The organism is Streptomyces sp. S07_1.15 (genome assembly GCF_020739505.1).
GTDB classification, from domain to species: Bacteria; Actinomycetota; Actinomycetes; order Streptomycetales; family Streptomycetaceae; genus Streptomyces; species Streptomyces xinghaiensis.
Genome location: NZ_JAJBZK010000001.1, coordinates 6,351,790 through 6,373,448 on the forward strand (window position 1 = coordinate 6,351,790; position 21,659 = coordinate 6,373,448).

Sequence of the window (21,659 nt, forward strand, 5' to 3'; positions counted from 1 at the left end):
CACTTTCGGTGGAGGGGACGCCCTCAGCCTAGAGCCCGCCGGAGCCGGTGCGACGGGCGGCCCGGGCGCTGGTATATTGGACGCACGACCGGTCGGACACTCATGTGACCGACCCGCAAGTGGAGGCTCCGTTCTCCCACCTGACCGGCTTCGCGGCCGGCGGGTCACCGGTCAGGCAGTGCTCTTCGGCTCGCGGTCGCGGCCGGGCGGCACCGCCGATGCGCCCCACGGTGAACCGTGGCGGTGCTCCCGGTTTCCGCGGAGCTCCGCCTGTGTCCCGTCCGGGGCGTTTTTGCGTGCCGCGCGGTGGTCGTCAGATCAGACGTTACGCGGTTGTCCGCCAGACGGTCGCGTGGGTGCTAACCGAGGAGGCCCCATCAGCGCCGAGCCCCGCATCAACGACCGGATCCGAGTCCCCGAGGTACGACTCGTCGGTCCCAGTGGCGAGCAGGTCGGCATCGTGCCGCTTGCCAAGGCACTGGAGCTCGCACAGGAGTACGACCTCGACCTTGTCGAGGTGGCGGCGAACGCCCGTCCCCCCGTGTGCAAGCTCATGGACTACGGGAAGTTCAAGTACGAGTCGGCCATGAAGGCCCGTGAGGCGCGCAAGAACCAGGCGCACACGGTCATCAAGGAGATGAAGCTCCGGCCGAAGATCGATCCGCACGACTACGACACCAAAAAGGGTCACGTCGTCCGGTTCCTCAAGCAGGGCGACAAGGTCAAGATCACGATCATGTTCCGCGGGCGCGAGCAGTCCCGCCCCGAGCTGGGCTTCCGGCTGCTCCAGCGGCTCGCGGAGGACGTCCAGGACCTGGGCTTCGTCGAGTCCAATCCCAAGCAGGACGGCCGGAACATGATCATGGTTCTCGGTCCGCACAAGAAGAAGACCGAGGCGATGGCCGAAGCCCGCGAGCTGAAGGCGGCCCGCAAGGCCGAGGCCGCCGGCGAGCAGCAGCCCGCCGAGGAGCCCGCCGAGGCGTCGTGACCCCCGGGCACCCGCGGCCGCGGGCCCGGTGGGTCCGCGCGGGAACCCCGTCCGGGACGGCCGTCCCGGACACCAACCGAACCAACTGACGCTTCCGCAGGCCGGTCCTCCGGACCGGGGAGGCGCCACCTACGAGGAGAGAACGGCGACATGCCGAAGAACAAGACGCACAGTGGTGCACGCAAGCGCTTCAAGCTCACCGGCTCCGGCAAGGTGATGCGCCAGCGCGCCGGTCGCCGCCACCTTCTCGAGCACAAGCCGTCCACCCTGACGCGCCGTCTTGCCGGCAAGACCGAGATGGCCCCGGCCGACGCCAAGAAGATCAAGAAGCTTCTCGGCAAGTGACGCAGACCGCCCCGGGCGTCCCCAGGGACGCGGACCGGGGCGGTGCGCCGCAGAACCGGGACCCGTCGATCCGGGCCGTGTGACCATCCCGCGGCCCCGTACAAGGAGTTAAACAAGTGGCACGCGTCAAGCGGGCAGTCAACGCCCACAAGAAGCGCAGGGCGATCCTCGAGCAGGCCAGCGGTTACCGGGGCCAGCGGTCCCGCCTGTACCGCAAGGCCAAGGAGCAGGTCACCCACTCCCTGGTCTACAACTACAACGACCGCAAGAAGCGCAAGGGCGACTTCCGGCAGCTGTGGATCCAGCGGATCAACGCCGCGGCCCGCGCCAACGGCATCACCTACAACCGCTTCATCCAGGGTCTGAAGGCCGCCAACATCGAGGTGGACCGCAAGATCCTGGCCGAGCTCGCGGTGAACGACGCCAACGCCTTCGCCGCGCTGGTCGAGGTGGCCCAGAAGGCGCTGCCGAGCGACGTCAACGCCCCGAAGGCCGCCGCCTGATCCGCAGGCGCCGGCCGAGAGGCTTCAGCGGACCCGCAGGCCCTGCCTGCGGGTCCGCTGTCGTTGGCACCGCACGACCGCCGGGCACCGCACCACCGCACGCACCGACCGCACGCACCGACCGCACCGAGAACGAAGCGAGCCGCCGCCCATGGGCACCCCCGAGCTGATCTCCCCGCGCTCCCCCCGCGTCGCCGCCGCCCGCCGGCTGGCCCGGCGGACTTTCCGGAGCAAGGAGCGCCGGTTCATCGCCGAGGGCCCGCAGGCCGTGCGGGAGGCCGTGGCGCACCGCACCGGCGGTGAACCCACCCTGACCGAGCTGTTCACCACCGCCGAGGCCGCCGAGCGGTACCCGGACCTCGTCGCCGCCGCCCGCGCTTCCGGGGCCCGGGTCCACACGGCCTCCGCCGAGGTGCTGGCGGACCTCTCGCAGACCGTCACGCCGCAGGGGCTGGTGGGGGTCTGCCGCTTCCTGGACTCGCCCTTCGAGGAGATCGCGGCCGCCCGGCCCCGGCTGGTCGCCGTGCTGGCGAACGTCCGCGACCCCGGCAACGCCGGCACCGTGCTGCGCTGCGCGGACGCCGCGGGCGCCGACGCCGTCGTCCTCACCGACGCCTCCGTCGACCTCTACAACCCCAAGGCCGTACGGGCCTCGGTCGGCAGCGTCTTCCACCTCCCCGTCGCCGTCGGCGTGCCGGTCGAGCGCGTGGTGAGCGGGCTGCGGGACGCCGGGCTGCGGGTTCTGGCCGCCGACGGCGCGGGGGAGCGGGACCTCGACGGCGAGCTGGACGCCGGCACCATGGGCGGCCCCACCGCGTGGATCTTCGGCAACGAGGCCTGGGGCCTGCCCGAGGAGACCCGCGCCCTCGCCGACGCGGTGGTACGGGTCCCGGTCCACGGAAAGGCCGAGAGTCTGAACCTGGCGACCGCCGCGGCCGTATGCCTCTATGCCTCGGCCCGTGCGCAGCGTGCTTCCGGAGGGTGCCGCTCCGTCACTTTCAGCTAGTAGGGTTGCGGCCCGGGGCCGACTTCAGGGGGTGCGGTGAGGGACGTCAGGACTTCGGGGCGGCCGGTGCCGGACACCGGGCCGCCGGTCTCGGCGGCCGACTGGACCCCCGGGCTGACCGCCCTCGGCCTCGACCCGGACGACCTGCCCGACGGCCTGGCCGTCGCCGACGAGCACGGCCGCGTCATCTGCTTCAACGCCGCGGCCGGGAGGATCACCGGGCTCCGGCCCTCCCAGGTGCTGGGCCTGCCGCTGGAGCGGGCGCTGCCGCTGGAGGATCTGGAGGGCCGCCGCTGGTGGGCGTGCACCGACCCGTACGGCGGGCTGGCCACCCGGGTCGGCCAGCCCGAGCGGAACCTCTTACTCCCGGGCGGCCGCGAGGTGCTGGTCTCCGCCCGCTACATCCGCCGCCGCCGGCTGGGCCCGGTGCACCGGCTCGTGATCTCCCTGCGCGGCACCGAGGCCCGGCGCCGCACCGAGCGGAGCCACGCCGAGCTGATCGCCACCGTCGCCCATGAGCTGCGGTCGCCGCTCACCTCCGTCAAGGGCTTCACCGCCACCCTCCTCGCCAAGTGGGAACGGTTCACGGACGACCAGAAGCGGCTGATGCTGGAGACGGTCGACGCCGACGCCGACCGCGTCACCCGGCTCATCGCGGAACTGCTGGACATCTCCCGGATCGACTCCGGCCGGCTGGAGATACACCGGCAGCCGGTGGACATGGCCGCCGCCGTCCGCCGCCATGTCGCGGCGCACGTCGGCGCGGGGGAGCCGGAGGACCGTTTCACCGTCCGCGTCGCGGGGCCGCTGCTGGCGCTCTGGGCGGATCCGGACAAGGTGGACCAGGTCCTCGGCAATCTGCTGGAAAATGCCGTGCGCCACGGCGAGGGAACCGTCACCATCGAGGTGTCAGCCGCCGACCCGCCGAACGAGGGAACGTCCGTCACCGTGAGCGATGAGGGCCCCGGGATCCCCGAGGAGTCGATGAGCCGCGTCTTCACCCGCTTCTGGCGGGGCAGCAAGCGCGGCGGCACCGGCCTGGGCCTGTACATCGTCAAGGGGATCGTGGAGGCCCACGGCGGGACGATCGAGGTCGGCCGCGCCCCCGGCGGCGGCGCCCGCTTCCGATTTACCCTGCCCGTCGCCGTTCCGTCCTTCCTGGCCTGAACGGCCGCGGGCTTCCCCGTCCTCCGCGCCCCGTAGACTCGGGCGGTGGCACCCAGGGCTGCTCCGGCAGCCGGCAAGCCACCGAGCACGGGCCGCGCAGCCAGCCAATCGGAAACACGGGAAGAGATGTCGGCACCCAATAAGTCGTACGACCCTGTCGAGGTCGAGGCACTGAAACCGGAACAGATCACCCGGATGCGGGACGAGGCGCTCGCCGCCATCGCCGCCGCCGGGGATCTCGCGGCCCTGCACGAGGCGAAGGTGGCCCACGCCGGGGACCGCTCGCCGCTGGCCCTCGCCAACCGCGAGATCGGCGCCCTCCCGCCGCACGCCAAGGCCGACGCCGGCAAGCGCGTCGGCGGCGCCCGCGGCGAGGTGAAGCGTGCGCTGGTGGCCCGCCAGGAGGAGCTGGAGGCCGAGCGCGACGAGCGTGTGCTGGTCGAGGAGGCGGTGGACGTCACCCTCCCCCACGACCGCGAACCGGCCGGTGCCCGGCACCCGCTGACCACGCTCATGGAGCGCATCGAGGACATCTTCGTGGCCATGGGCTACGAGGTCGCCGAGGGCCCCGAGGTCGAGTCGGAGTGGCTGAACTTCGACGCCCTCAACATCGCCCCGGACCACCCGGCCCGCACCATGCAGGACACCTTCTTCGTGGAGTCCGCCGCCCGGGGCCGCGACGAGTCCGGCGTCGTGCTGCGCACCCACACCTCCCCGGTGCAGATCCGCTCGATGCTCGACCGCGAGCCGCCGGTCTACGTGATCTGCCCCGGCCGCGTCTACCGCACCGATGAGCTGGACGCCACCCACACCCCGGTCTTCCACCAGGTCGAGCTGCTCGCCGTGGACGAGGGCCTGACCATGGCGGACCTCAAGGGCACCCTGGACCACATGGTCCAGTCCCTCTTCGGCGAGGGCATGACGACCCGGCTGCGGCCGAACTACTTCCCGTTCACCGAGCCCTCCGCCGAGATGGACATGGAGTGCTACGTCTGCCGCGGCGCGTCCGTGGGCAACCCGGACCGCCCCTGCCGCACCTGCGGCAGCGAGGGCTGGATCGAGCTGGGCGGCTGCGGCATGGTCAACCCGCGGGTGCTGACCGCCTGCGGCGTCGACCCGGAGAAGTACAGCGGATTCGCCTTCGGGTTCGGCATCGAACGGATGCTGATGTTCCGCCACAACGTCGAGGACATGCGAGACATGGTCGAGGGTGACGTGCGCTTCACCCGGCCCTTCGGGATGGAGATCTGATGCGGGTCCCGCTCAGCTGGCTGCGGGAGTATGTCGACCTCCCAGCCGGCCAGACCGGTCGTGACGTCCAGGCCAGGCTCATCGACGCCGGCCTGGAGGTCGAGACCGTCGAACAGCTCGGCACCGGCCTCAAGGGCCCGCTGGTGGTCGGCGAGGTGCTGGCCATCGAGGAGCTCACCGGGTTCCGGAAGCCCATCCGCTACTGCCAGGTGAACGTCGGCGGCGCCAACGGCACCGGCGAACCGCAGAACATCGTCTGCGGCGCGCGGAACTTCGCCGTCGGCGACAAGGTCGTCGTGGTGCTGCCCGGCGCCGTGCTCCCGGGCGACTTCGCCATCTCGGCGCGGAAGACCTACGGCAAGGTCTCCGAGGGCATGATCTGCTCGGCCGCCGAGCTGGGCATGTCCGACGACCACGAGGGCATCATCGTCCTCCCGCCGGGGCACGAGCCGGGCAGCGACGCCGTCGAGCTGCTCGAACTCGTCGACGAGGTGCTGGACATCGCCGTCACGCCCGACCGCGGCTACTGCCTGTCGATGCGGGGCATCGCCCGCGAGACGGCCACCGCCTACGGCGTCCCGCTGCGCGACCCGGCCCTGCTCGACGTCCCCGCGCCCAACGAGCACGGCCACCCCGTCGAGGTCGCCGACCCGCGCGCCTGCGACCGCTTCACCGCCCGCACGGTCACCGGCCTCGACCCCGAGGCGCACTCACCGGTCTGGCTCCGGCGCCGGCTGCAGAAGGCCGGGATGCGTCCCCTCTCCCTGGCCGTGGACATCACCAACTACGTGATGCTCGAACTCGGCCAGCCGCTGCACGCCTACGACCGCGCCCGGCTCGACGGGCCCGTCGGCGTGCGCCGCGCCGAGCCCGGCGAGAAGCTCACCACCCTCGACGGCGTCCAGCGCGTCCTCGACCCCGAGGACCTGGTCATCACCGACCGCCGCGGCCCCATCGGGCTCGCCGGTGTCATGGGCGGTGCCGACACCGAGATCGGTGACGCGGAGGCCGACCCGGAGACCGGCACGGTCACCGGCGGCACCACCGAGGTCGTCATCGAGGCCGCCCACTTCGACCCGGTGACGGTCGCCCGGACCGCCCGCCGCCACAAGCTGTCCTCCGAGGCGTCCCGGCGCTTCGAGCGCGGCGTCGACCCCGAGGCCGCCTCGGCCGCCGCCCAGCGCGCCGTCGACCTGCTGGTGCTGCTCGCCGGCGGCTCCGCGGAGGCCGGGGTCACCGAGGTCGTCACCCCCTCCGGTCCGCACACCGTCAGGATCGCCGCGGACCACCCCGACCGCGTCGCGGGCGTCGCCTACGGCCGCGAGACCGTCGTCCGCCGCCTCCAGGAGATCGGCTGCGACGTCTACGGGCAGGACGAACTCACCGTCACCGCGCCCAGCTGGCGGCCCGACCTCACCGACCCCAACGACCTCGCCGAGGAGGTCATCCGGCTGGAGGGCTACGCCAATCTGCCCTCCACCCTGCCCAGGCCGCCCGCCGGCCGGGGCCTGACCGAGCGGCAGCGGCTGCACCGCCGGGTGGGTCGGGCCCTGGCCGGCACCGGCTTCACCGAGGTGCTCAGCTACCCGTTCCTCGGGGAGAGCGTCTTCGACCAGCTCGGCCTGGACGCGGACGACCCGCGCCGCGCCGTGGTGCGGCTGGCCAACCCGCTCGTCGACACCGAGCCCGCGCTGCGCACCACCCTGCTGCCCGGTCTGCTGGCCGCGCTGCGCCGCAACGACGGGCGCGGCGAGCACGATCTGGCGCTCTTCGAGACCGGTCTGGTCTTCCGGCCGACCGGCGCGGAGCAGCCCGCCCCGCGGCCGCCCGTCGACCGCCGGCCCACCGGAGAGGAGCTCGCCGGTCTCACCGCCGCGCTCCCGGACCAGCCGCGCCGCGCCGCGGTCGTCCTTTCCGGCGCCCGCCGGCTGGGCGGCTGGTGGGGCACGGGGTCCGCGGCGAACTGGGCCGACGCCGTCGAGGCCGCCCGCACGGTCGCCCGCGAGGCCCGGGTCGGGCTGACGGTCCGCCAGGACCGGCACGCCCCCTGGCACCCCGGCCGCTGCGCGGCGCTGCTCGCGTCGGTCGACGGCGAGGAGCGGGTCGTCGGGCACGCCGGCGAACTGCACCCCCGGGCCGTCAAGGCCCTCGGGCTGCCCGAGCGCACCTGCGCCATGGAGATCGACCTCGATCTGCTGGAGCGGGCCGGCACCGGCCCGCTCCGGGCTCCCCGGGTCTCGGCCTTCCCCGTCGCCACCCAGGACGTCGCCCTGGTCGTGGACGGCTCGGTGGCCGCGGCCGACGTCGGCACAGCACTGCGCGCCGGTGCCGGGGAACTCCTGGAGTCCCTGCGGCTGTTCGACGTGTTCACCGGCGAGCAGCTCGGCGAGGGCCGCAAGTCCCTCGCGTACACGCTGCGCTTCCGCGCCCCGGACCGCACGCTGACCGCCGAGGAGATCTCCGCGGCGCGCGACGCGGCGGTGGCGGCCGCGGCGGACCGCACGGGGGCGGTGCTGCGCGGCGCCTGACGGCGCGCGGCACCAACGCCCGACGGCGAGGGGGCGTTCCGGAGCTCATGGCTCCGGGGCGCCCCCTCACCCGTTCCGGACTCCGCTCCGGTCCCGTCACCGCTCACCGGCCCGAGTGGCCCGAACGGACCGAACGGACCGAGTGGCCCGAACGTGCCGGGGCGGGCCGGGGCGCGGGGCGGGCGGGTCCACCGGGCGCGAGCCCGCGCCCAGGCGCGTGCTCCGGCGCGGTGAGCGTCAAGCCGCTGTGCCTTCTCACTCGTTGCCCCAGCACACAGGCTGCTGCGGAACCGGCCCGGTGGTGTAGGCCGCCGGCCGGTGAGAGTCGTCCGGGCCAGTGGAGAACAACTGGTCAGACGAGTGCGGAGGGATCGGTCGGCGGTCGGTCCGCCGAGCCGGACCGTTCCGTTACTCGTTCGCGTACGGGAACCGAACAGCTCGCCCGATCGGGTGAAGTCGGCACAACGGGGTTCGCATCGCCTCCCCGAGTCGAAAGACTCGACGCGTTCCGCCGTGGGCACCGCAGAGCAACAACCGGAGCCCGTCCGCCGGGAGACCACCCGGGGGCGCCCGCAGGAGAGACCCGGTCACGGCGCATCCCGCCGCCCGGCGGCTCCGACCGGCCGGGCCGGCGGACGGACCACGAGGGGAACCCGCCGGCATGAACAGTCACCGGACCACGCACGTCCCCGGCCGCCGCACCCGAGCCCTGCGCGCAGCCCTCATCGCCCTGCCCGGCCTGTGGGTGCTGTCCGTCGCGGGGTGGGAACTGCTGCGCCCGGCCGGACCGGACCTGACACCGCTGCTCGCGGCGGCGCCCGCCCTCGCCTGCGCGGGCAGCGGGCGCCGGTGCTGCGTCCTCGTCAGCGGCGGCGGTGCGCTCCTCGTCCTCGCCCTTCTCGGCTTCCTGGACGGCGGACGGGCGACGGGCCTCCACCTCGGCGTCTCCTGTGCCGTCGTCACGGCGCTCGTGGCCGCCTGCCTCTCGACGGGCCGCGGCCGGCGGCTGCTGCGGGAGCTGGAACGCACCCGCGCGGTCGCCGTCGCCGCCCAGCAGGTGCTGCTCCGCCCGCTGCCCGCCGCGGTCGGGGGGTTCACCACCGCGGTGCGGCATCTCTCCGCGACCCGCGGCGCCTCCGTCGGAGGTGATCTGTACGAGGCGCTGGTGACCCCGTACGGGGTGCGGATCGTCGTGGGCGACGTCCGCGGGCACGGCCTGGCGGCGATCGGCACCGTCGCCGCCGTCCTCGGCTGCTTCCGCGAGGCCGCGCACGCCGAACCGGATCTGGCCGGAGTGCTGCGCCGGCTGGACCGCGCGCTCGGCCGGCATCTGCGCGAGGGGCCGGGGGAGGAGGCCCGGGACCCGTACGGGCCGGACGGGTCCGCCGAGGAGTTCGTCACCGTCCTGCTGCTGGAGCTGCGCCCGGAGGAGGAACTGTCGGTGCTCAACTGCGGCCACCCCTGGCCGTACCGGCTGCGGACCGACGGGTGCGGCGGCAGGCGCGGCGGGGCGGAGACGGTAGAGGGGGAGGAGCGCGCGGGCGCGGCGGGCGCACCGGCCGGGCCCGGGGCGCGCACGGGCCCCGGCTGCCGTGACGACGGCACCGAACAGCCGGGGAACCGCCGTGCATCGGGTGGAATAGGGCGCAGTAACAAGCCCTTGGCCTCTCCCGGTCCGGAGGAAACCCCCAGCCCGGCACCCACGGGGAAAGCCGGAAACGCGGCACCCGCGGAGGAGCGGGAAGAGGACACCGCGCCCCCGCCGGGCGGCTCTCCCGTCCGGCCGCTGAGCGACGCCGGCCCCCTGCCGCCGCTCGGCGCGTTCCCCCTGCCCGACCGCTTGCCGGCGGAACGGCTGCCCCCGCTCCGCCCGGGAGAGCTGCTCCTGCTGCACACCGACGGGGCGGAGGACGCCCGCGACGCCGCCCGGCGCTTCTTCCCGCTGGCGCGCACCCTGGAAACCGCCGTGTCCTCCGGTGCGGTCCGCACCCCGGAGGAGCTGGTCGACCGGGTGGAGGCGGCGCTGCTGCGGCACACCGGCGGCCGGCTGGCGGACGATGTGGCGCTGCTCGCGATACGTCGCGGCGTGCCCCGCGTTCCGTCCGGCCGGACGGCGCCGGAGAGCACCGGCGGAGCCGTCGCCCCGCCGGCCGCGGCGGGCTGACCGGCGCCGGGCACCGGCCGGCCGCGAGCCCCGGCCGGGCATCCGCCGAGCCGCCGGCCCGTCACCTCCGGCCGCCGCTCCGTGATGCCGTCCGGGCTCACCGGAACCAGGGCTCACCGGAACCAGGGCTCACCGGAACCAGGGTTCACCGCCGCATCAGGGGAATCGGGGCGGCGGCCCCCGCCGGTACCGGTGGTGGCCGGTTCCCACCCCGCTCCGCCGCCACTCCATTACGCTGTTGATCCCGAGCGCACCGGGAGGGCACGTGGAGCCCAACACCCTGCTCGACGCCGTCCTCGACGAGGCGGGCATCTCGCACGCCGGGCTGGCCGCGCATGTCAACGAGGCCGGGCGGGCCCGGGGCCTGACCCTGCGCTACGAACACACCGCCGTCGCCCGCTGGCTGAAGGGCCAGCGCCCGCGGGGCCAGGTCCCGGACATCATCTGCGAGGTGCTCGGCGAGCGGGTGCGGCGTGCGCTCACCCTCGACGACATCGGGCTCGGCCCGCCCGGTTCGGGCCACGCGCCGCACGGCACGCCGCTCGCCGGATTCGTCGACCGGGCCACGGCCCTGTGGCGGTCCGACGAGCAGCAGCGCCCGCATGTGGTCGGTGCCCCCGCGGTCACCGGGACCCCGGCCGTGATGCCCGTCTGGGAGTGGGAGAACCCGCCCGAGGACGCGGACGTCTCGCGCCGCGGGCAGGTGCGCGTCGGCCTTCCGGACATCGAGATGCTGCGCACGGCCCGTACCCACTACGAGCAGATGTACCGCAAGACGGGCGGGGTGGCGACGAGGTCGCGGATCGTGGGCTTCCTCAACGCCGAGACGGCGCCGCTGCTGCGCGGCGGCTACACCGATGCCACCGGGCGGCTGCTGCACCGGGCGGTCGGCGGGCTGGTGGCCGTCGCGGGCATCTGCGCCTACGACTCGGACGCGTACGGGCTGGCGCAGCGCTACTTCCACCAGGCGCTGCGGCTGGCCAAGGCCAGCGGTGACCGGGGGCTGGGCGCCTACACGATCGCGCTGCTGGTCAACCAGTCGCTGCACATGGGGGAGTTCCGGCAGGCGGTGGCGTTCGCCGAGACGGCGCTGCGCGCGGCCGGGCCGCACATCACCCCGGCGCTCTCCGCCGATCTGTACGCGATGCAGGCGAAGGCGTACGCGAAGCTGGGGGACGGGCGGGCGGCGCTGGCCTGCATCGGGCGGGCGGAGCGGGAGGCGGAGAGCATCCGGCGCGGTCAGGAACCGGCCGAGACCGGCTATGTGCAGCCGGGACTGGTGAATGTGCAGGTGGCGGAGGCGCTGCTGAGTCTGGGGGATCTCGGGGCGGCGCACGAGCACGCGGTGGCGGCGGTGGACAGCCCGGCGCACGACCGGGGGCGGGTGCACCGGCTGGCGCTGTTCACCCAGATCGAGCTCTGCCGGGGCGACGCCGATCAGGCCGTGGCCACCGCGGTGGAGATGACCGAGCGGGTGCGGGGCATGGAGTCGCGGCGGCTCCGGGACCGGCTCCGCGCCGTACGGGAAGACCTCGTGGCGAGCAGGTGTGCCGCGAGCGCCGAGGCCGCCGAACTCATCGACCGGACTCTGCGCGTACCGCTCTGAGGGCCCCGGACGACGGGCCCGTTGTGTCGGCTGGACGGGGGCGGAAGGTGGCGGATTCGTGCGATGGAAGAACACCGGCGAACGCACCGTGTACGAGAATCGCTGGTTCCGGGTGAACCTCGCCGATGTCGAACTCCCCGACGGGCGCCGTCTCGACCACTATCTGATCCGGCTCCGCCCGGTGGCGGCCGCCACGGTCGTCAACGAGGCGAACGAGGTGCTGCTGCTGTGGCGGCACCGCTTCATCACGGGGACGTACGGCTGGGAGCTGGCGGCCGGGGTGGTCGAGGAGAGCGAGGACTGCGCGTTCGCCGCCGCGCGGGAGATGGAGGAGGAGACCGGCTGGCGGCCCGGCCGGCTCCGGCATCTGCTGTCCGTGGAGCCGTCCAACGGGCTGACGGACGCGCGGCACCACATCTACTGGACGGACGAGGCCGAGTACATCGGGCAGCCGGCGGACGCCTTCGAGTCCGACCGGAGGGAGTGGGTGCCGCTGAAGCTGGTGCCCGACATGGTGGCGCGGGGTGAGGTGCCGGCGGCGAACATGGCGGCGGCGTTGCTGATGCTCCATCACCTCCGGTGCGGGGGGCGGCCGTAGGCTCCGGGGCCGCTCGGCCGGGGGCCTGCGCCGGGGGTTGCCGGACGGCACGGGGAGCGGTGGTGCGCCGGGGGTGCCGGGGGTGTGGCGCGGGTCGGGGCGGGGAGGCGGAGGGGCTGTGCGCGGGTGCTGTGCGCGGGGCGCGACGGCCGGGCGGCCGGGGCCCGTTGTGCCGGAGGGGGCGGGCGTGAACGGTGATGCGGGCGGCGCACACCCCGTGTGAAGTGCGCACCCTCATCGCGCCCGCGCACACGCTCCCCCCGGGGCCGTGCGCCGTGATGGAGTCGGAGATGGTCCGGAGCCACCCCGGTTACCGGGACGCGGGGCTTCCCCCCTGTTCCCGCGTCCCGCCGCCGCCCCGCTCGTCCGTCCTGGCGAACGGGGCGGCGGGCCGTCCGGGGTGTGGCGGGCCGTGTGTGTGGCGCGCGGCCCGGCCGTCGCTCTCCGTACCGGTGCCACCCGGTTCGTCTCCGCTCACGCGTTTCCGTTCACGTGTACGGGTAGAACCCCGAACCCGTCTTGCGGCCCAGGCGGCCGGCGTCGACCATGCGCTGGAGCAGCGGGGGAGCGGCGTACAGGGGCTCCTTGTATTCCTCGTACATCGAGTACGCGACCGAGGCGACGGTGTCCAGGCCGATGAGGTCGGCCAGTTTCAGCGGGCCCATCGGGTGGGCGCAGCCCATTTCCATGCCGTTGTCGATGTCCTCGCGGCTGGCGATGCCCGATTCGAACATCCGGATCGCGGAGAGCAGATACGGGATCAGCAGGGCGTTGACGACGAAGCCGGAGCGGTCCTGGGCGCGGATGGCGTGCTTGCCGAGGACGGCGGTGACGGCCTCCTCGGCGCGTTTGATCGTCTCGTCGCTGGTGGTCAGCGCGGGGATCAGCTCGACGAGGCGCTGCACCGGGGCGGGGTTGAAGAAGTGGACGCCGATGACCTGCTCCGGTCGGGAGGTGGCGACGGCCAGCCGGACCAGGGGGATGGAGGAGGTGTTCGAGGCGAGTATCGCGTCCGGCCGGGTCACGACCTGGTCGAGCACCTGGAAGATCTCGGTTTTGACCTGCTCGTTCTCCACGACGGCCTCGACGACGAGGTCGCGGTCGGCGAACTCGCCGAGGTCGGTGGTGAAGCTCAGCCGGTCCAGGGTGGCGTCCCGCTCCTCCTTGGTGATCTTGCCGCGGCCGACGGCCCGGTCCAGGGAGGAGGTGAGCCGGGTGCGGCCCAGTTCCAGAGCCTCGCCGGTGGTCTCGGCGACCATGACGCCGAGGCCGGCCCGGGCGCAGACCTCCGCGATCCCGGCGCCCATCTGTCCGCAGCCCACCACTCCGACGCGTTCGATGTCGGTCACATCGTGCCTTTCGCTGATCTTCCTCGGACGGGCGGCCTCCGGGGTCTCCGGTGGCGGGCCCGGCTCAGACGTTACCCGCCGCTCCGGTGTGGCGCGGTCGCCGGGGCGGAATGCTGGCCACGGGCGCCGTGCTGACACGGGGGCGGAGCCGGAGAGAGGGCGTGGAGCGATGCGGAGCGGGGATCGGATGAGCCGGCGGCGGTTCGCGGCCGTGGCCGCGGGCAGCCTGCCCCTGCTGGTGTCGGGTGACGCCCTGGGCACGGAGGCCCGGTGGCGCGCGGAGGGCGCCGGGGGAAGCGGGGGCCGGGCGGTGCCGGAGACGCGGGGGATGTGGGTGGCCTCGGTGGCGAACCGGGACTGGCCGTCCCGTCCGGGCCTGCCCGCGGCCGAGCAGCGGGCCGAACTGGCCGAGGTGCTGGACCTGGCCGTGCGGCGGCGGCTCAACACCGTCGTCCTGCAGGTCCGGCCGACCGCCGACGCGCTGTGGCCGTCCCGGTACGAGCCGTGGTCCGAGTACCTCACCGGCGTCCAGGGCCGGGACCCGGGCTGGGATCCGCTGGGCTTCGCGGTCCGCGAGGCGCACCGCCGGGGGCTGGCGCTGCACGCCTGGTTCAACCCGTACCGGATCGCCAACCACGCTGATCCGGGGCGGCTGGCGGAGCGCCATCCCGCCCGCCGGAACCCGGGGTGGGTGGTGCGTTACGGCGGCAAGCTCTACTACAACCCGGGGCTGCCGGAGGTGCGGCGCTTCGTGCAGGACGCGATGCTCGACGCGGTGCGCCGCTACCCGGTCGACGCCGTGCACTGGGACGACTACTTCTACCCGTATCCGGTGGCCGGGGAGCGCTTCGACGACGACGCGGCCTACGCGGCCCACGGTGGCGGCTTTCCCGACCGGGCGGCCTGGCGGCGGGACAACACCGACCGGCTGGTGCGGGAGACGGGGGCCCGGATCAGGCGGCTCAGGCCGGGGACGCGGTTCGGCATCAGCCCGTTCGGGGTCTGGCGCAACCGGTCCTCGGACCCGGCCGGTTCCGACACGAACGCCGGGGTGCAGACCTACGACGACCTGTACGCCGACACCCGCGCGTGGGTGCGCAGGCGCTGGATCGACCATGTCGTCCCGCAGGTGTACTGGCACCTGGGCTTCGACGCGGCCGACTACGCCACGCTGGTGCGGTGGTGGGCCGGTACGGTCCGGGGGACGGGCGTCGGGCTCCACATCGGCGAGGCGCTCTACAAGGCCGGGGACCCGGCGCAGCCGGCGGCCTGGCAGGACCCGGCGGAGCTCTCCCGGCATCTGGCCTTCGCCCGGGACGTCCCGGAGGTGCGGGGGCATGTGTTCTTCTCGGCGCGGGAGGTCGGGGCCGACCGCATCGGCGCGATGAACCGGGTCGTCGACGACCATTACCCGGCGGCGGAGCCGCTGTGGCGCTGAGCCGCGCGCCCAGCCGTCCACTCGTCCATCCCGTCCGCCCGTCTGCGGTCCGGCGCCGTGCGCGGCCGTGCCCCGGTACGCGGGCCGGCGGGGAGCCGTCCGCGTACCGGGGCACCGGCACTGTCACGCCCGGGCCGCGCCGGAGGGGCGCGGTCGCCGTCTAGGCCGGTTCGGTGCCGCGCCGTTCGTGCTGTACGACGCTGTCCGGGCCGGGGGACATCAGCGCCTCGCGCCCGTCGTCGAACCGCACGCGGTACGGAGGTTCGCCGCGTGTCCCCAGGACTTCCACGATCTGTGCGGTCCGGTCGTGCTGGCCGACGCTTCTGCCGTGCATCACCAGTGTGTCGCCCACTTTGGCTTCCATCAGCGGTCCTCCCTGTTCGCGAGGGCGATGGCATCGCGATTTCCGCGGGTTCCCTCCGAGTCTAGGACCGGACGGGTCCGATGGCCCCTGCACGGTCCTGCGCCGGCCGGACGGGCCTCAACCGGAGCCGCCGGCCGCCCCGCGGCGGTTCGTGGCGTGTGGCTTCCGCGCGGACGGGGCCGCGGACAGGGCCGCGGGCGGCCCGTCCGCCCGCTGGGTGACGGCGATGCAGACGAGGACGGCGGCCGCGGTGAGCGGTGCTGCGGGATCGAGTTCCTCGCCGAGCAGCAGCACCGCCCAGACCAGCGTCAGCAGCGGCTGGGCGAGCTGGAACTGGCCGGCCCGGGCGACGCCGATGACGCCCATGCCCCGGTACCAGACGACCAGTCCCAGGAACTGTGAGCCGACCCCGAGCCAGAGGAGTCCCGCCACGGCGTGTCCGGTGAGGACCGCCGGCTCCCGTGCCGACGCGACCGCCAGCCACGGCACCGTCAGCGGAAGGCAGGCGACCAGCGCCCAGGCCGTCACCTGCCAGCCGGGCATCACCCGGGCGAGCCGTCCGCCCTCCGTGTAGCCCGCGGCGCACACGAGCAGGGCGGCGGCGAGGTAGGCGTCGCCCGTGGAGAGCGCGCCGCCCCCCGTGGTGAGCGCGAAGAGGCAGACGGCCGCGGCCCCGGCGACAGCGGCGGCCCAGAACGCCCTGGAGTGCCGGGTCCGGGTCCGTACGGCCGCGAAGACCGCGGTGGTGAGTGGCAGCAGCCCGACGACCACGGCGGCGTGCGAGGCCGTCGACGTGCGCAGGGCGAGTGTGGTGAGCAGCGGGAAGCCGAGGACGACTCCGGCGGCGACGGTCAGCAGGCCGGGCCAGTGGCGGCGCTCCGGCGCCGGTACGCGCAGGGCCGTGAGGCAGCCGCCCGCGATCAGTCCGGCGAGCACGCCGCGGGCGGCGGTGACCGTCCACGGGCCGAACCCCTCCAGGGCCCAGACGGTGCCCGGGAAGGTGAGGGAGAAGGCGGCGACACCGAGGACGGCGAGGGCGGTGCCGGCGGCGGGGGAGTCGCGCACGGGCCGGCCGGAGGCGCGGGGGGCGGTCCGTGCGGGGGAGCGCCCGGGCGCGGGCCCGGGAGCCGGTCCGGACGGCGTCCCGGCGGGGCGGCCGCCTCGGAGCGCTATCCTCGGCGCCTCGGTAGCGCTATCGTTGTCTCTCATGCATGAGCGTAGCAGTGTCGGTGAACTGGCGGAAACTCTCCGCTCCGAGGTCAGGCGCTACTCTCCCGGTGAGAAGCTGCCGTCGAGCCGGGCCCTCGTCGAGCGGTACCGGGTGAGTCCGGTGACCGTCTCGCGGGCTCTGTCCGCGCTCGTCGCCGAAGGGCTGGTCGTCACCCGTCCCGGCGCCGGTGCCTTCCGGGCCCGGCCGGCCGGGCCCGCGTCGCGTCCCGCCGACACCTCCTGGCAGGAGGTGGCCCTGAGCGCCGAACCGGCCGGCAGCGCCCCCGGAGAGCCGCTGCCCCGGGCGGTGGACGCCTCCGGGCTGCTGGCCACCCTGGCCGCTCCCCCGTCCGGCGTCATCGAGTTCAACGGCGGCTATCCGCACCCCTCGCTCCAGCCCGAACGCGCGCTCGCCGCCGCCGTCTCCCGCGCCGGCCGGCGCCCCGGCGCCTGGGGGCGGCCGCCGATGGAGGGCCTGCCCGAGCTGCGCGAGTGGTTTGCCCGGGAGATCGGCGGGCCCGGCGGTGCGCTCGCCCCGTCCGACGTGCTGATCGCCGCGGGCGGGCAGAGCGCGCTCACCACCGCGCTCCGGGCGCTCGCGCCGCCCGGAGCCGCGGTCCTGGTGGAGTCGCCCACGTACCCGGGGCTCCTGGCCGTGGCCCGGGCCGCCGGGCTGCGGCCCGTCCCGGTACCGGTCGACACCGGGGGCGTCCGGACGGGGCTGCTCGCCGACGCCTTCCGGGCCACCGGCGCCCGGGTCTTCGTCTGCCAGCCGCTCTTCCAGAACCCGACGGGCGCGGTGCTCGCCCCCGACCGCCGGGCCGGTGTGCTGCGGGCGGCACGGGAGGCCGGGGCGTTCGTCGTCGAGGACGACTACGCCCGCGGTCTCGCCCACGAGGACGCCGGGCCGCTGCCACCGCCGCTGGCCGCCGACGACCCGGACGGCGTCGTCGTCCACATCCGCTCCCTCACCAAGACCACCTCGCCGAGCCTGCGGGTCGCCGCTCTCGCGGCCCGGGGGCCGGTGATGCGGCGGCTGCGGGCCATCCAGGTCGTCGACAGCTTCTTCGTGCCGCGCCCGCTCCAGGAGACGGCGCTGGAACTCGTCGGCTCGCCCGCCTGGCGCCGCCACCTCCGCTCCATCGGGGCGGCGCTCCGGAGCCGGCGGGAGGCGCTGGCCACCGCACTGGCCCGGGAACTCCCGGAGGCCCGGCCGGTGCTGCTGCCCTCGGGCGGCGGCCATCTGTGGCTGCGGCTGGAGCAGGGACTGGACGACGAGACGGTGGCCGCGGAGGCGTTCCGGGCCGGTGTCGCCGTGGCCCCGGGACGGCCCTACTTCGCGGCCGAGCCGCCCGCGGCGCACCTCCGGGTCGCGTACGCCGCGGTGGCGGGCACCGGGGAGATCGCCGAGGGGGCCCGGCGGCTGCGGGCGGCCTTCGGCAGCGCGCGGGCGGCGGGCGGCGTCGACGCCGCGGCCGCGTTCTCCGGCTGACGGCCGCCCCGCCGCCCCGCAGCCCCGCCGACCGGTCGGCGGGCGCCCGCCGTCCCGCCGAGGGGGCGCCCCCGTCCCGCGAGCGAGCCCCGGCCCGGCGCGCCACCCGCGTGCGCCGGCCCGCTGTGACGGCCCGCCGTGACCGCGCGACCGCAGGGTGCCGCCCCGCGGCGTACGGCCCGGCCCGTGCCGCCCCGCGCCGCACGCCGCGGGGCGGCGGCATTCCCCGGCCGGGTCCGTACGGGCCCGCCGCGGGCCGGGGTCCGCCACCCCCGCCCGGGTGTGCTCCGGCGGCCGTCCGTGGTGCCGGAGCGGCGGGTGCCGGAGGCCCGTCGGCGACCCGCCGCGAAAAGCGGGGACATCCTTGATGCGATTCCGGCCATTGTGGCGGACCATGGACCGTGGGACCGGGGTGCGACGGAAGGCAAGGGGGCACGTGTGACCGTGGAGCCGGAACTGGTGCCCTCACCGGTCGATCCCTCCTGGGCCGGTGTGGTGATCGGCCTGCTGAGCCGCACCAGCGCGTCCGGCCTGCTCACCCTGGCCAAGGAGGCCGCCCTCGCGGCCGTCGGCTCGCGGGCCGGCGCCGTCTACATCCGGCAGGACGACGGCCGGCTGCGGCTGGCCACCACCACCGGCTACGGCGAGTACATCGTGGAGCGCTACGGCTCCGTGGACGCCGATGCCGATCTGCCGGTCGCGGAGGCCGCCCGGGAGCGCCGCCTGGTCTGGCGGCCCACCCGCGAGTACAGCGGACTGGGCAGCGACGCCGCCCGCTTCCCGAGCCCCAGCGCCTACGCCTCGGTGCCGCTCATGCTGGAGGACCGCTGCCTGGCCGTCCTCTCCCTCCAGCTGGACCGCCGCGAACCCCTCTCCGAGAGCGAGGAGGGCACCCTCAGCCTGATCGCCGCGGTCGCCGCCCAGCGGCTGGAGTACCTCCTCTCCCGGGAGACCAAAGTGCTCACGGCGGGGGTCCCCCGCCTCGACCAGGCCGTGCGGCTGGTGGAGAGCCGCACCCGGGCCGCGCGCCTCGAACTGGCCATGGCCAGCGCGGACATCGGCGCCTTCGACTGGGACTTCGCCTCCGGCCGGCTGGTCTGGGACGAACGGACCTGCCGGCTGTTCGGCGTGGAGTCCGACACCTTCGACGAGCGGATCGACACCTTCTACGCCCACATCCACCCCGAGGACCGGGCCGCCGTCCACGCAGCGGCCCGCACCAGCATGCGGACCGGCTTCTACTCGGCCCTCTACCGGATCATCCGGCCGGACGGGGTGGTCCGCTGGATCGACGCCAAGGCGAGCGTCGTCAGGGACGCGGAGGGCAACCCGCAGGGCATGGTCGGGGTCGCCCAGGACCGTACCGAGGAGCGCGAGCACGAGGAACGCCGCCATGCCCGGCGGGAGTTCGTCCTCAATCTGACCGCGGCCTTCGGCGCGGCGCTCTCCACCCAGGACGTCGTGGACACCATGACCGGCACGGTGCTGCCCGCCCTCGACGCGAAGGCGCTGGCCATTCATCTCGTCCAGGACGGCGACGTGGTGCTGGCCGGTGCCGCGGGCTACCCCGAGGAGGTCCTGCGGCGGCTGGGCGAGAGCAGCATGGGACAGGCCGACAGCCCCATGTCCGCCGCCCTCCGCGCCGGCAGCCCGCTCTTCTTCGAGTCCCGGGAGGAGTTCCTGGCGGCCTTCCCGGACGAGAGCTTCCGCCCCGCGGTCCGGCACCACGCCTGGGCGCTGCTGCCGCTCACCACCGCCGACGGCACGGTCGGCACCTGCATCCTCTCCTACGCCGACCGCCGGGTCTTCACGCCGGACGACCAGATCGTGACCACCGCCATCGCCGGCATCCTGGCGCAGTCCCTGGCCCGCGCCCGTCTCTTCGACCAGCGCCGGCAGGCGATGACGGAGCTCCAGCGGGTGATGCTGCCCCGCAGCCTCCCCCGGCTGCCGGGCGTGGAGGTCGCCGTCCGTTACCAGCCCGGCTCCGAGGGGCTGGACGTCGGCGGCGACTGGTACGACGTCGTCCGGCTTCCCGGCGGCAAGGTCGGGCTGATGATCGGCGACGTCCAGGGGCACAGCGCGCAGGCCGCCGCCGTGATGGGCCAGCTCCGCACGGCCCTGCTCGCCTACGCCGACGACGGTCACGGCCCGGCCGACCTGATGGCCTGCGGCAACCGCATGCTCTGCGGACTGGACACCGAACTCTTCGCCACCTGCTGCATCGTGGAGCTCGACCCGGCCACCGGCGTCCTGCGGATGGCACGCGCCGGGCATCCCTACCCCCTGCTGCTGGAGGCCGACGGCACCGTGCGGGAGCTCGACTGCCCCGGCGGTCTGCCGCTGGCCTGCAAGCTCGACGACGAGTACCCGGTGGTGACCGCCGAGCTGCCGCGGGGCGCGACCCTGCTGCTCTACACCGACGGCCTCGTCGAGAGCCGGGAGCACAGCTACGACGAGGGGGTGGCCGAACTGGTGCGCTCCCTCTCCCGCTGGTCCGCCGGCGACGGCGCGGAGAGCGGCGGGGGCCCCGGGAGCGACCGGGGCCCGGACGGCGAGGGGGCCGGGCCGGAGACCCGGGCCGTGCGGAACGGGCGCCCCGCGCGCAACGGCCCCGCGCGGGGTGCTGCGTCCGGAGCCCGGGACCGGACGGACCTGGACGTGCTGGCCGACCGGATAGCGGCCCCGGCCGCGGGCCGCACGGCCCAGGACGACATCGCCGTCCTCCTGGTCCGCCGCACGGACTGACCCGCGGGGCGGGCGGGGCGGCGACAGCACGACGGCGCGGGCGGGGCGGCGACCGCGCGGGCGCCGGACCCGCCGTGCGGCCCGCCGGGGCCGGTGCCTAGTCTCATCCGCACACAGCACGGCTGCACGGCTCCGCCTGCACACGTCGGGACGAACACGGCAGCACCCTCGGCACACGACGACACGACGACACGACGACACGACGACAACGGAGAACAGCACTGTGCGCGACGCGGAAGGAAGACCCGGCCGGAAACTGGCGATCGCCGCCCTGGCCCTGATCGTGGCCGGCCTCGGCACCCTGGTGGCGGGTGTGGCCTGGCTCCGCGCCGACTACATCACCACCACCATGCCCAGCGACCACATGGCCCCGACCCACCGGCGCGGTGACCTGATCGTGGCGGAGCGCACCGACGGCTCCGGGGTGCGCGCCGGCGATGTCGTCCTCTTCGAGGAGAAGCGGTGGTTCCCCGGCGGGCAGCTGACGATGCAGCGGGTCATCGGCACCGGCGGCGACCGGGTGTCCTGCTGCGAGGGGGACACGGTCTCGGTGAACGGCGAGCCGCTCGCCGAACCGTACGTCCTGGGCGACGACCCGGTCGGTGTGCCGGACCGGACCTACGACGTGAAGGTCCCCGAGGGCCGGCTGTTCGTCCTCGGCGACTACCGGGCCAATTCGGAGGACTCCCGCTTCCATCTCTCCGAGCGGTCGGGCACGGTCGCGGCGAGCACGGTGCGCGGCCGGGTCCTCGACGACGGCCCGTCCGCGCTGCTGTGGCCGGCCACCGTCGCGGTGCTCGGGGCGCTGATGACGTCCGCCGGTCTCGTCCTCGGGATGACCTCGTGGATCGTGCGGCGCCGCGCCAGGATGGTGCCGCCGCCCCGGTGAGCGCCGGACGCCCG

Annotated in this window: 17 protein-coding genes; 14 read left to right on the forward strand and 3 right to left on the reverse strand. The window is 74.8% G+C overall.

The genetic code is table 11. The features are described from left to right. Window positions 1-352: 352 nt before the first annotated feature. The 10 genes from infC (at window position 353) to LIX60_RS27305 (ending at window position 12,156) form a co-directional block, all read left to right on the forward strand. The gene (gene infC, locus LIX60_RS27255) at window positions 353-988 is read left to right on the forward strand and encodes a translation initiation factor IF-3 (protein ID WP_095757635.1); all 636 of its coding nucleotides are present in this window, start codon (window positions 353-355) and stop codon (window positions 986-988) included. Window positions 989-1,138: 150 nt separating this feature from the next. After that, complete coding sequence (gene rpmI / locus LIX60_RS27260; RefSeq protein WP_019708837.1) at window positions 1,139-1,333, forward strand: 50S ribosomal protein L35; 195 nt, start codon at window positions 1,139-1,141, stop codon at window positions 1,331-1,333. A gap of 116 nt (window positions 1,334-1,449) precedes the next feature. After that, window positions 1,450-1,836 (forward strand): 50S ribosomal protein L20, encoded by a 387-nt coding sequence (gene rplT / locus LIX60_RS27265; RefSeq protein ID WP_071267962.1) that lies wholly within the window; start codon window positions 1,450-1,452, stop codon window positions 1,834-1,836. 151 nt (window positions 1,837-1,987) lie between these two features. Next, entirely contained in the window at window positions 1,988-2,842 is an 855-nt protein-coding gene (locus tag LIX60_RS27270) for an RNA methyltransferase (RefSeq protein ID WP_227961522.1), read from the forward strand. 66 nt (window positions 2,843-2,908) lie between these two features. After that, window positions 2,909-4,009 carry an ATP-binding protein gene (locus LIX60_RS27275; RefSeq protein WP_227961524.1) on the forward strand — a complete coding sequence of 367 codons (1,101 nt, stop codon included), beginning with the start codon at window positions 2,909-2,911 and terminating at the stop codon, window positions 4,007-4,009. A 126-nt stretch (window positions 4,010-4,135) separates the two neighbouring features. After that, window positions 4,136-5,260, forward strand: a complete 1,125-nt coding sequence (gene pheS / locus LIX60_RS27280; RefSeq protein ID WP_227961526.1) for a phenylalanine--tRNA ligase subunit alpha — start codon at window positions 4,136-4,138, stop codon at window positions 5,258-5,260. Beyond that, a complete protein-coding gene (gene pheT, locus LIX60_RS27285; RefSeq protein ID WP_227961529.1) occupies window positions 5,260-7,788 on the forward strand; it encodes a phenylalanine--tRNA ligase subunit beta in 2,529 nt (842 codons plus the stop codon). Before pheS ends, pheT begins: the two co-directional genes overlap by 1 nt. 661 nt (window positions 7,789-8,449) lie before the next feature. Then, window positions 8,450-9,952: a PP2C family protein-serine/threonine phosphatase gene (locus LIX60_RS31835; RefSeq protein WP_308101860.1), complete on the forward strand. Its 1,503-nt coding sequence runs from the start codon at window positions 8,450-8,452 to the stop codon at window positions 9,950-9,952. A gap of 265 nt (window positions 9,953-10,217) precedes the next feature. Next, on the forward strand, window positions 10,218-11,558 hold the full coding sequence (locus LIX60_RS27300; RefSeq protein ID WP_227961531.1) for a transcriptional regulator: 1,341 nt from the start codon (window positions 10,218-10,220) through the stop codon (window positions 11,556-11,558). Between the two features lie 58 nt (window positions 11,559-11,616). Further along, window positions 11,617-12,156 carry an NUDIX hydrolase gene (locus LIX60_RS27305; protein WP_227961533.1) on the forward strand — a complete coding sequence of 180 codons (540 nt, stop codon included), beginning with the start codon at window positions 11,617-11,619 and terminating at the stop codon, window positions 12,154-12,156. A 488-nt stretch (window positions 12,157-12,644) separates the two neighbouring features. On the opposite strand, the gene LIX60_RS27310 is transcribed toward LIX60_RS27305, so the two are convergent. Then, window positions 12,645-13,505 carry a 3-hydroxybutyryl-CoA dehydrogenase gene (locus tag LIX60_RS27310; RefSeq protein WP_227961535.1) on the reverse strand — a complete coding sequence of 287 codons (861 nt, stop codon included), beginning with the start codon at window positions 13,503-13,505 and terminating at the stop codon, window positions 12,645-12,647. Between the two features lie 187 nt (window positions 13,506-13,692). On the opposite strand from LIX60_RS27310, the gene LIX60_RS27315 reads away from it, so the two are divergent. After that, window positions 13,693-14,943, forward strand: coding sequence for a glycoside hydrolase family 10 protein (locus tag LIX60_RS27315; RefSeq protein ID WP_227961537.1), 1,251 nt, complete (start codon window positions 13,693-13,695; stop codon window positions 14,941-14,943). Between the two features lie 160 nt (window positions 14,944-15,103). On the opposite strand, the gene LIX60_RS27320 is transcribed toward LIX60_RS27315, so the two are convergent. Next, the gene (locus LIX60_RS27320; RefSeq protein WP_227961539.1) at window positions 15,104-15,307 is read right to left on the reverse strand and encodes a DUF1918 domain-containing protein; all 204 of its coding nucleotides are present in this window, start codon (window positions 15,305-15,307) and stop codon (window positions 15,104-15,106) included. A gap of 117 nt (window positions 15,308-15,424) precedes the next feature. Continuing rightward, a complete protein-coding gene (locus LIX60_RS27325) occupies window positions 15,425-16,516 on the reverse strand; it encodes a DMT family transporter (protein ID WP_265584944.1) in 1,092 nt (363 codons plus the stop codon). On the opposite strand from LIX60_RS27325, the gene LIX60_RS27330 reads away from it, so the two are divergent. The 3 genes from LIX60_RS27330 (at window position 16,515) to lepB (ending at window position 21,645) form a co-directional block, all read left to right on the forward strand. Beyond that, on the forward strand, window positions 16,515-18,008 hold the full coding sequence (locus LIX60_RS27330; protein ID WP_227961544.1) for a PLP-dependent aminotransferase family protein: 1,494 nt from the start codon (window positions 16,515-16,517) through the stop codon (window positions 18,006-18,008). The two genes, LIX60_RS27325 and LIX60_RS27330, sit on opposite strands and share 2 nt — an antisense overlap. A gap of 438 nt (window positions 18,009-18,446) precedes the next feature. Continuing rightward, on the forward strand, window positions 18,447-20,756 hold the full coding sequence (locus tag LIX60_RS27335) for a SpoIIE family protein phosphatase (protein WP_227961546.1): 2,310 nt from the start codon (window positions 18,447-18,449) through the stop codon (window positions 20,754-20,756). A gap of 223 nt (window positions 20,757-20,979) precedes the next feature. After that, a complete protein-coding gene (gene lepB, locus LIX60_RS27340; RefSeq protein WP_227961548.1) occupies window positions 20,980-21,645 on the forward strand; it encodes a signal peptidase I in 666 nt (221 codons plus the stop codon). Window positions 21,646-21,659: the final 14 nt, after the last annotated feature.

Excerpts from the sequence above, each read along its gene's own strand:
- rpmI (WP_019708837.1), top strand. The coding sequence starts at position 1,139 with ATGCCGAAGAACAAGACGCACAGTGGTGCACGCAAGCGCTTCAAGCTC.
- LIX60_RS27270 (WP_227961522.1), top strand. The coding sequence starts at position 1,988 with ATGGGCACCCCCGAGCTGATCTCCCCGCGCTCCCCCCGCGTCGCCGCC.
- pheS (WP_227961526.1), top strand. The coding sequence starts at position 4,136 with ATGTCGGCACCCAATAAGTCGTACGACCCTGTCGAGGTCGAGGCACTG.
- pheT (WP_227961529.1), top strand. The coding sequence starts at position 5,260 with ATGCGGGTCCCGCTCAGCTGGCTGCGGGAGTATGTCGACCTCCCAGCC.
- LIX60_RS31835 (WP_308101860.1), top strand. The coding sequence starts at position 8,450 with ATGAACAGTCACCGGACCACGCACGTCCCCGGCCGCCGCACCCGAGCC.
- LIX60_RS27315 (WP_227961537.1), top strand. The coding sequence starts at position 13,693 with ATGAGCCGGCGGCGGTTCGCGGCCGTGGCCGCGGGCAGCCTGCCCCTG.
- LIX60_RS27320 (WP_227961539.1), bottom strand. The coding sequence starts at position 15,307 with ATGGAAGCCAAAGTGGGCGACACACTGGTGATGCACGGCAGAAGCGTC.
- LIX60_RS27330 (WP_227961544.1), top strand. The coding sequence starts at position 16,515 with ATGCATGAGCGTAGCAGTGTCGGTGAACTGGCGGAAACTCTCCGCTCC.
- LIX60_RS27325 (WP_265584944.1), bottom strand. The coding sequence starts at position 16,516 with ATGAGAGACAACGATAGCGCTACCGAGGCGCCGAGGATAGCGCTCCGA.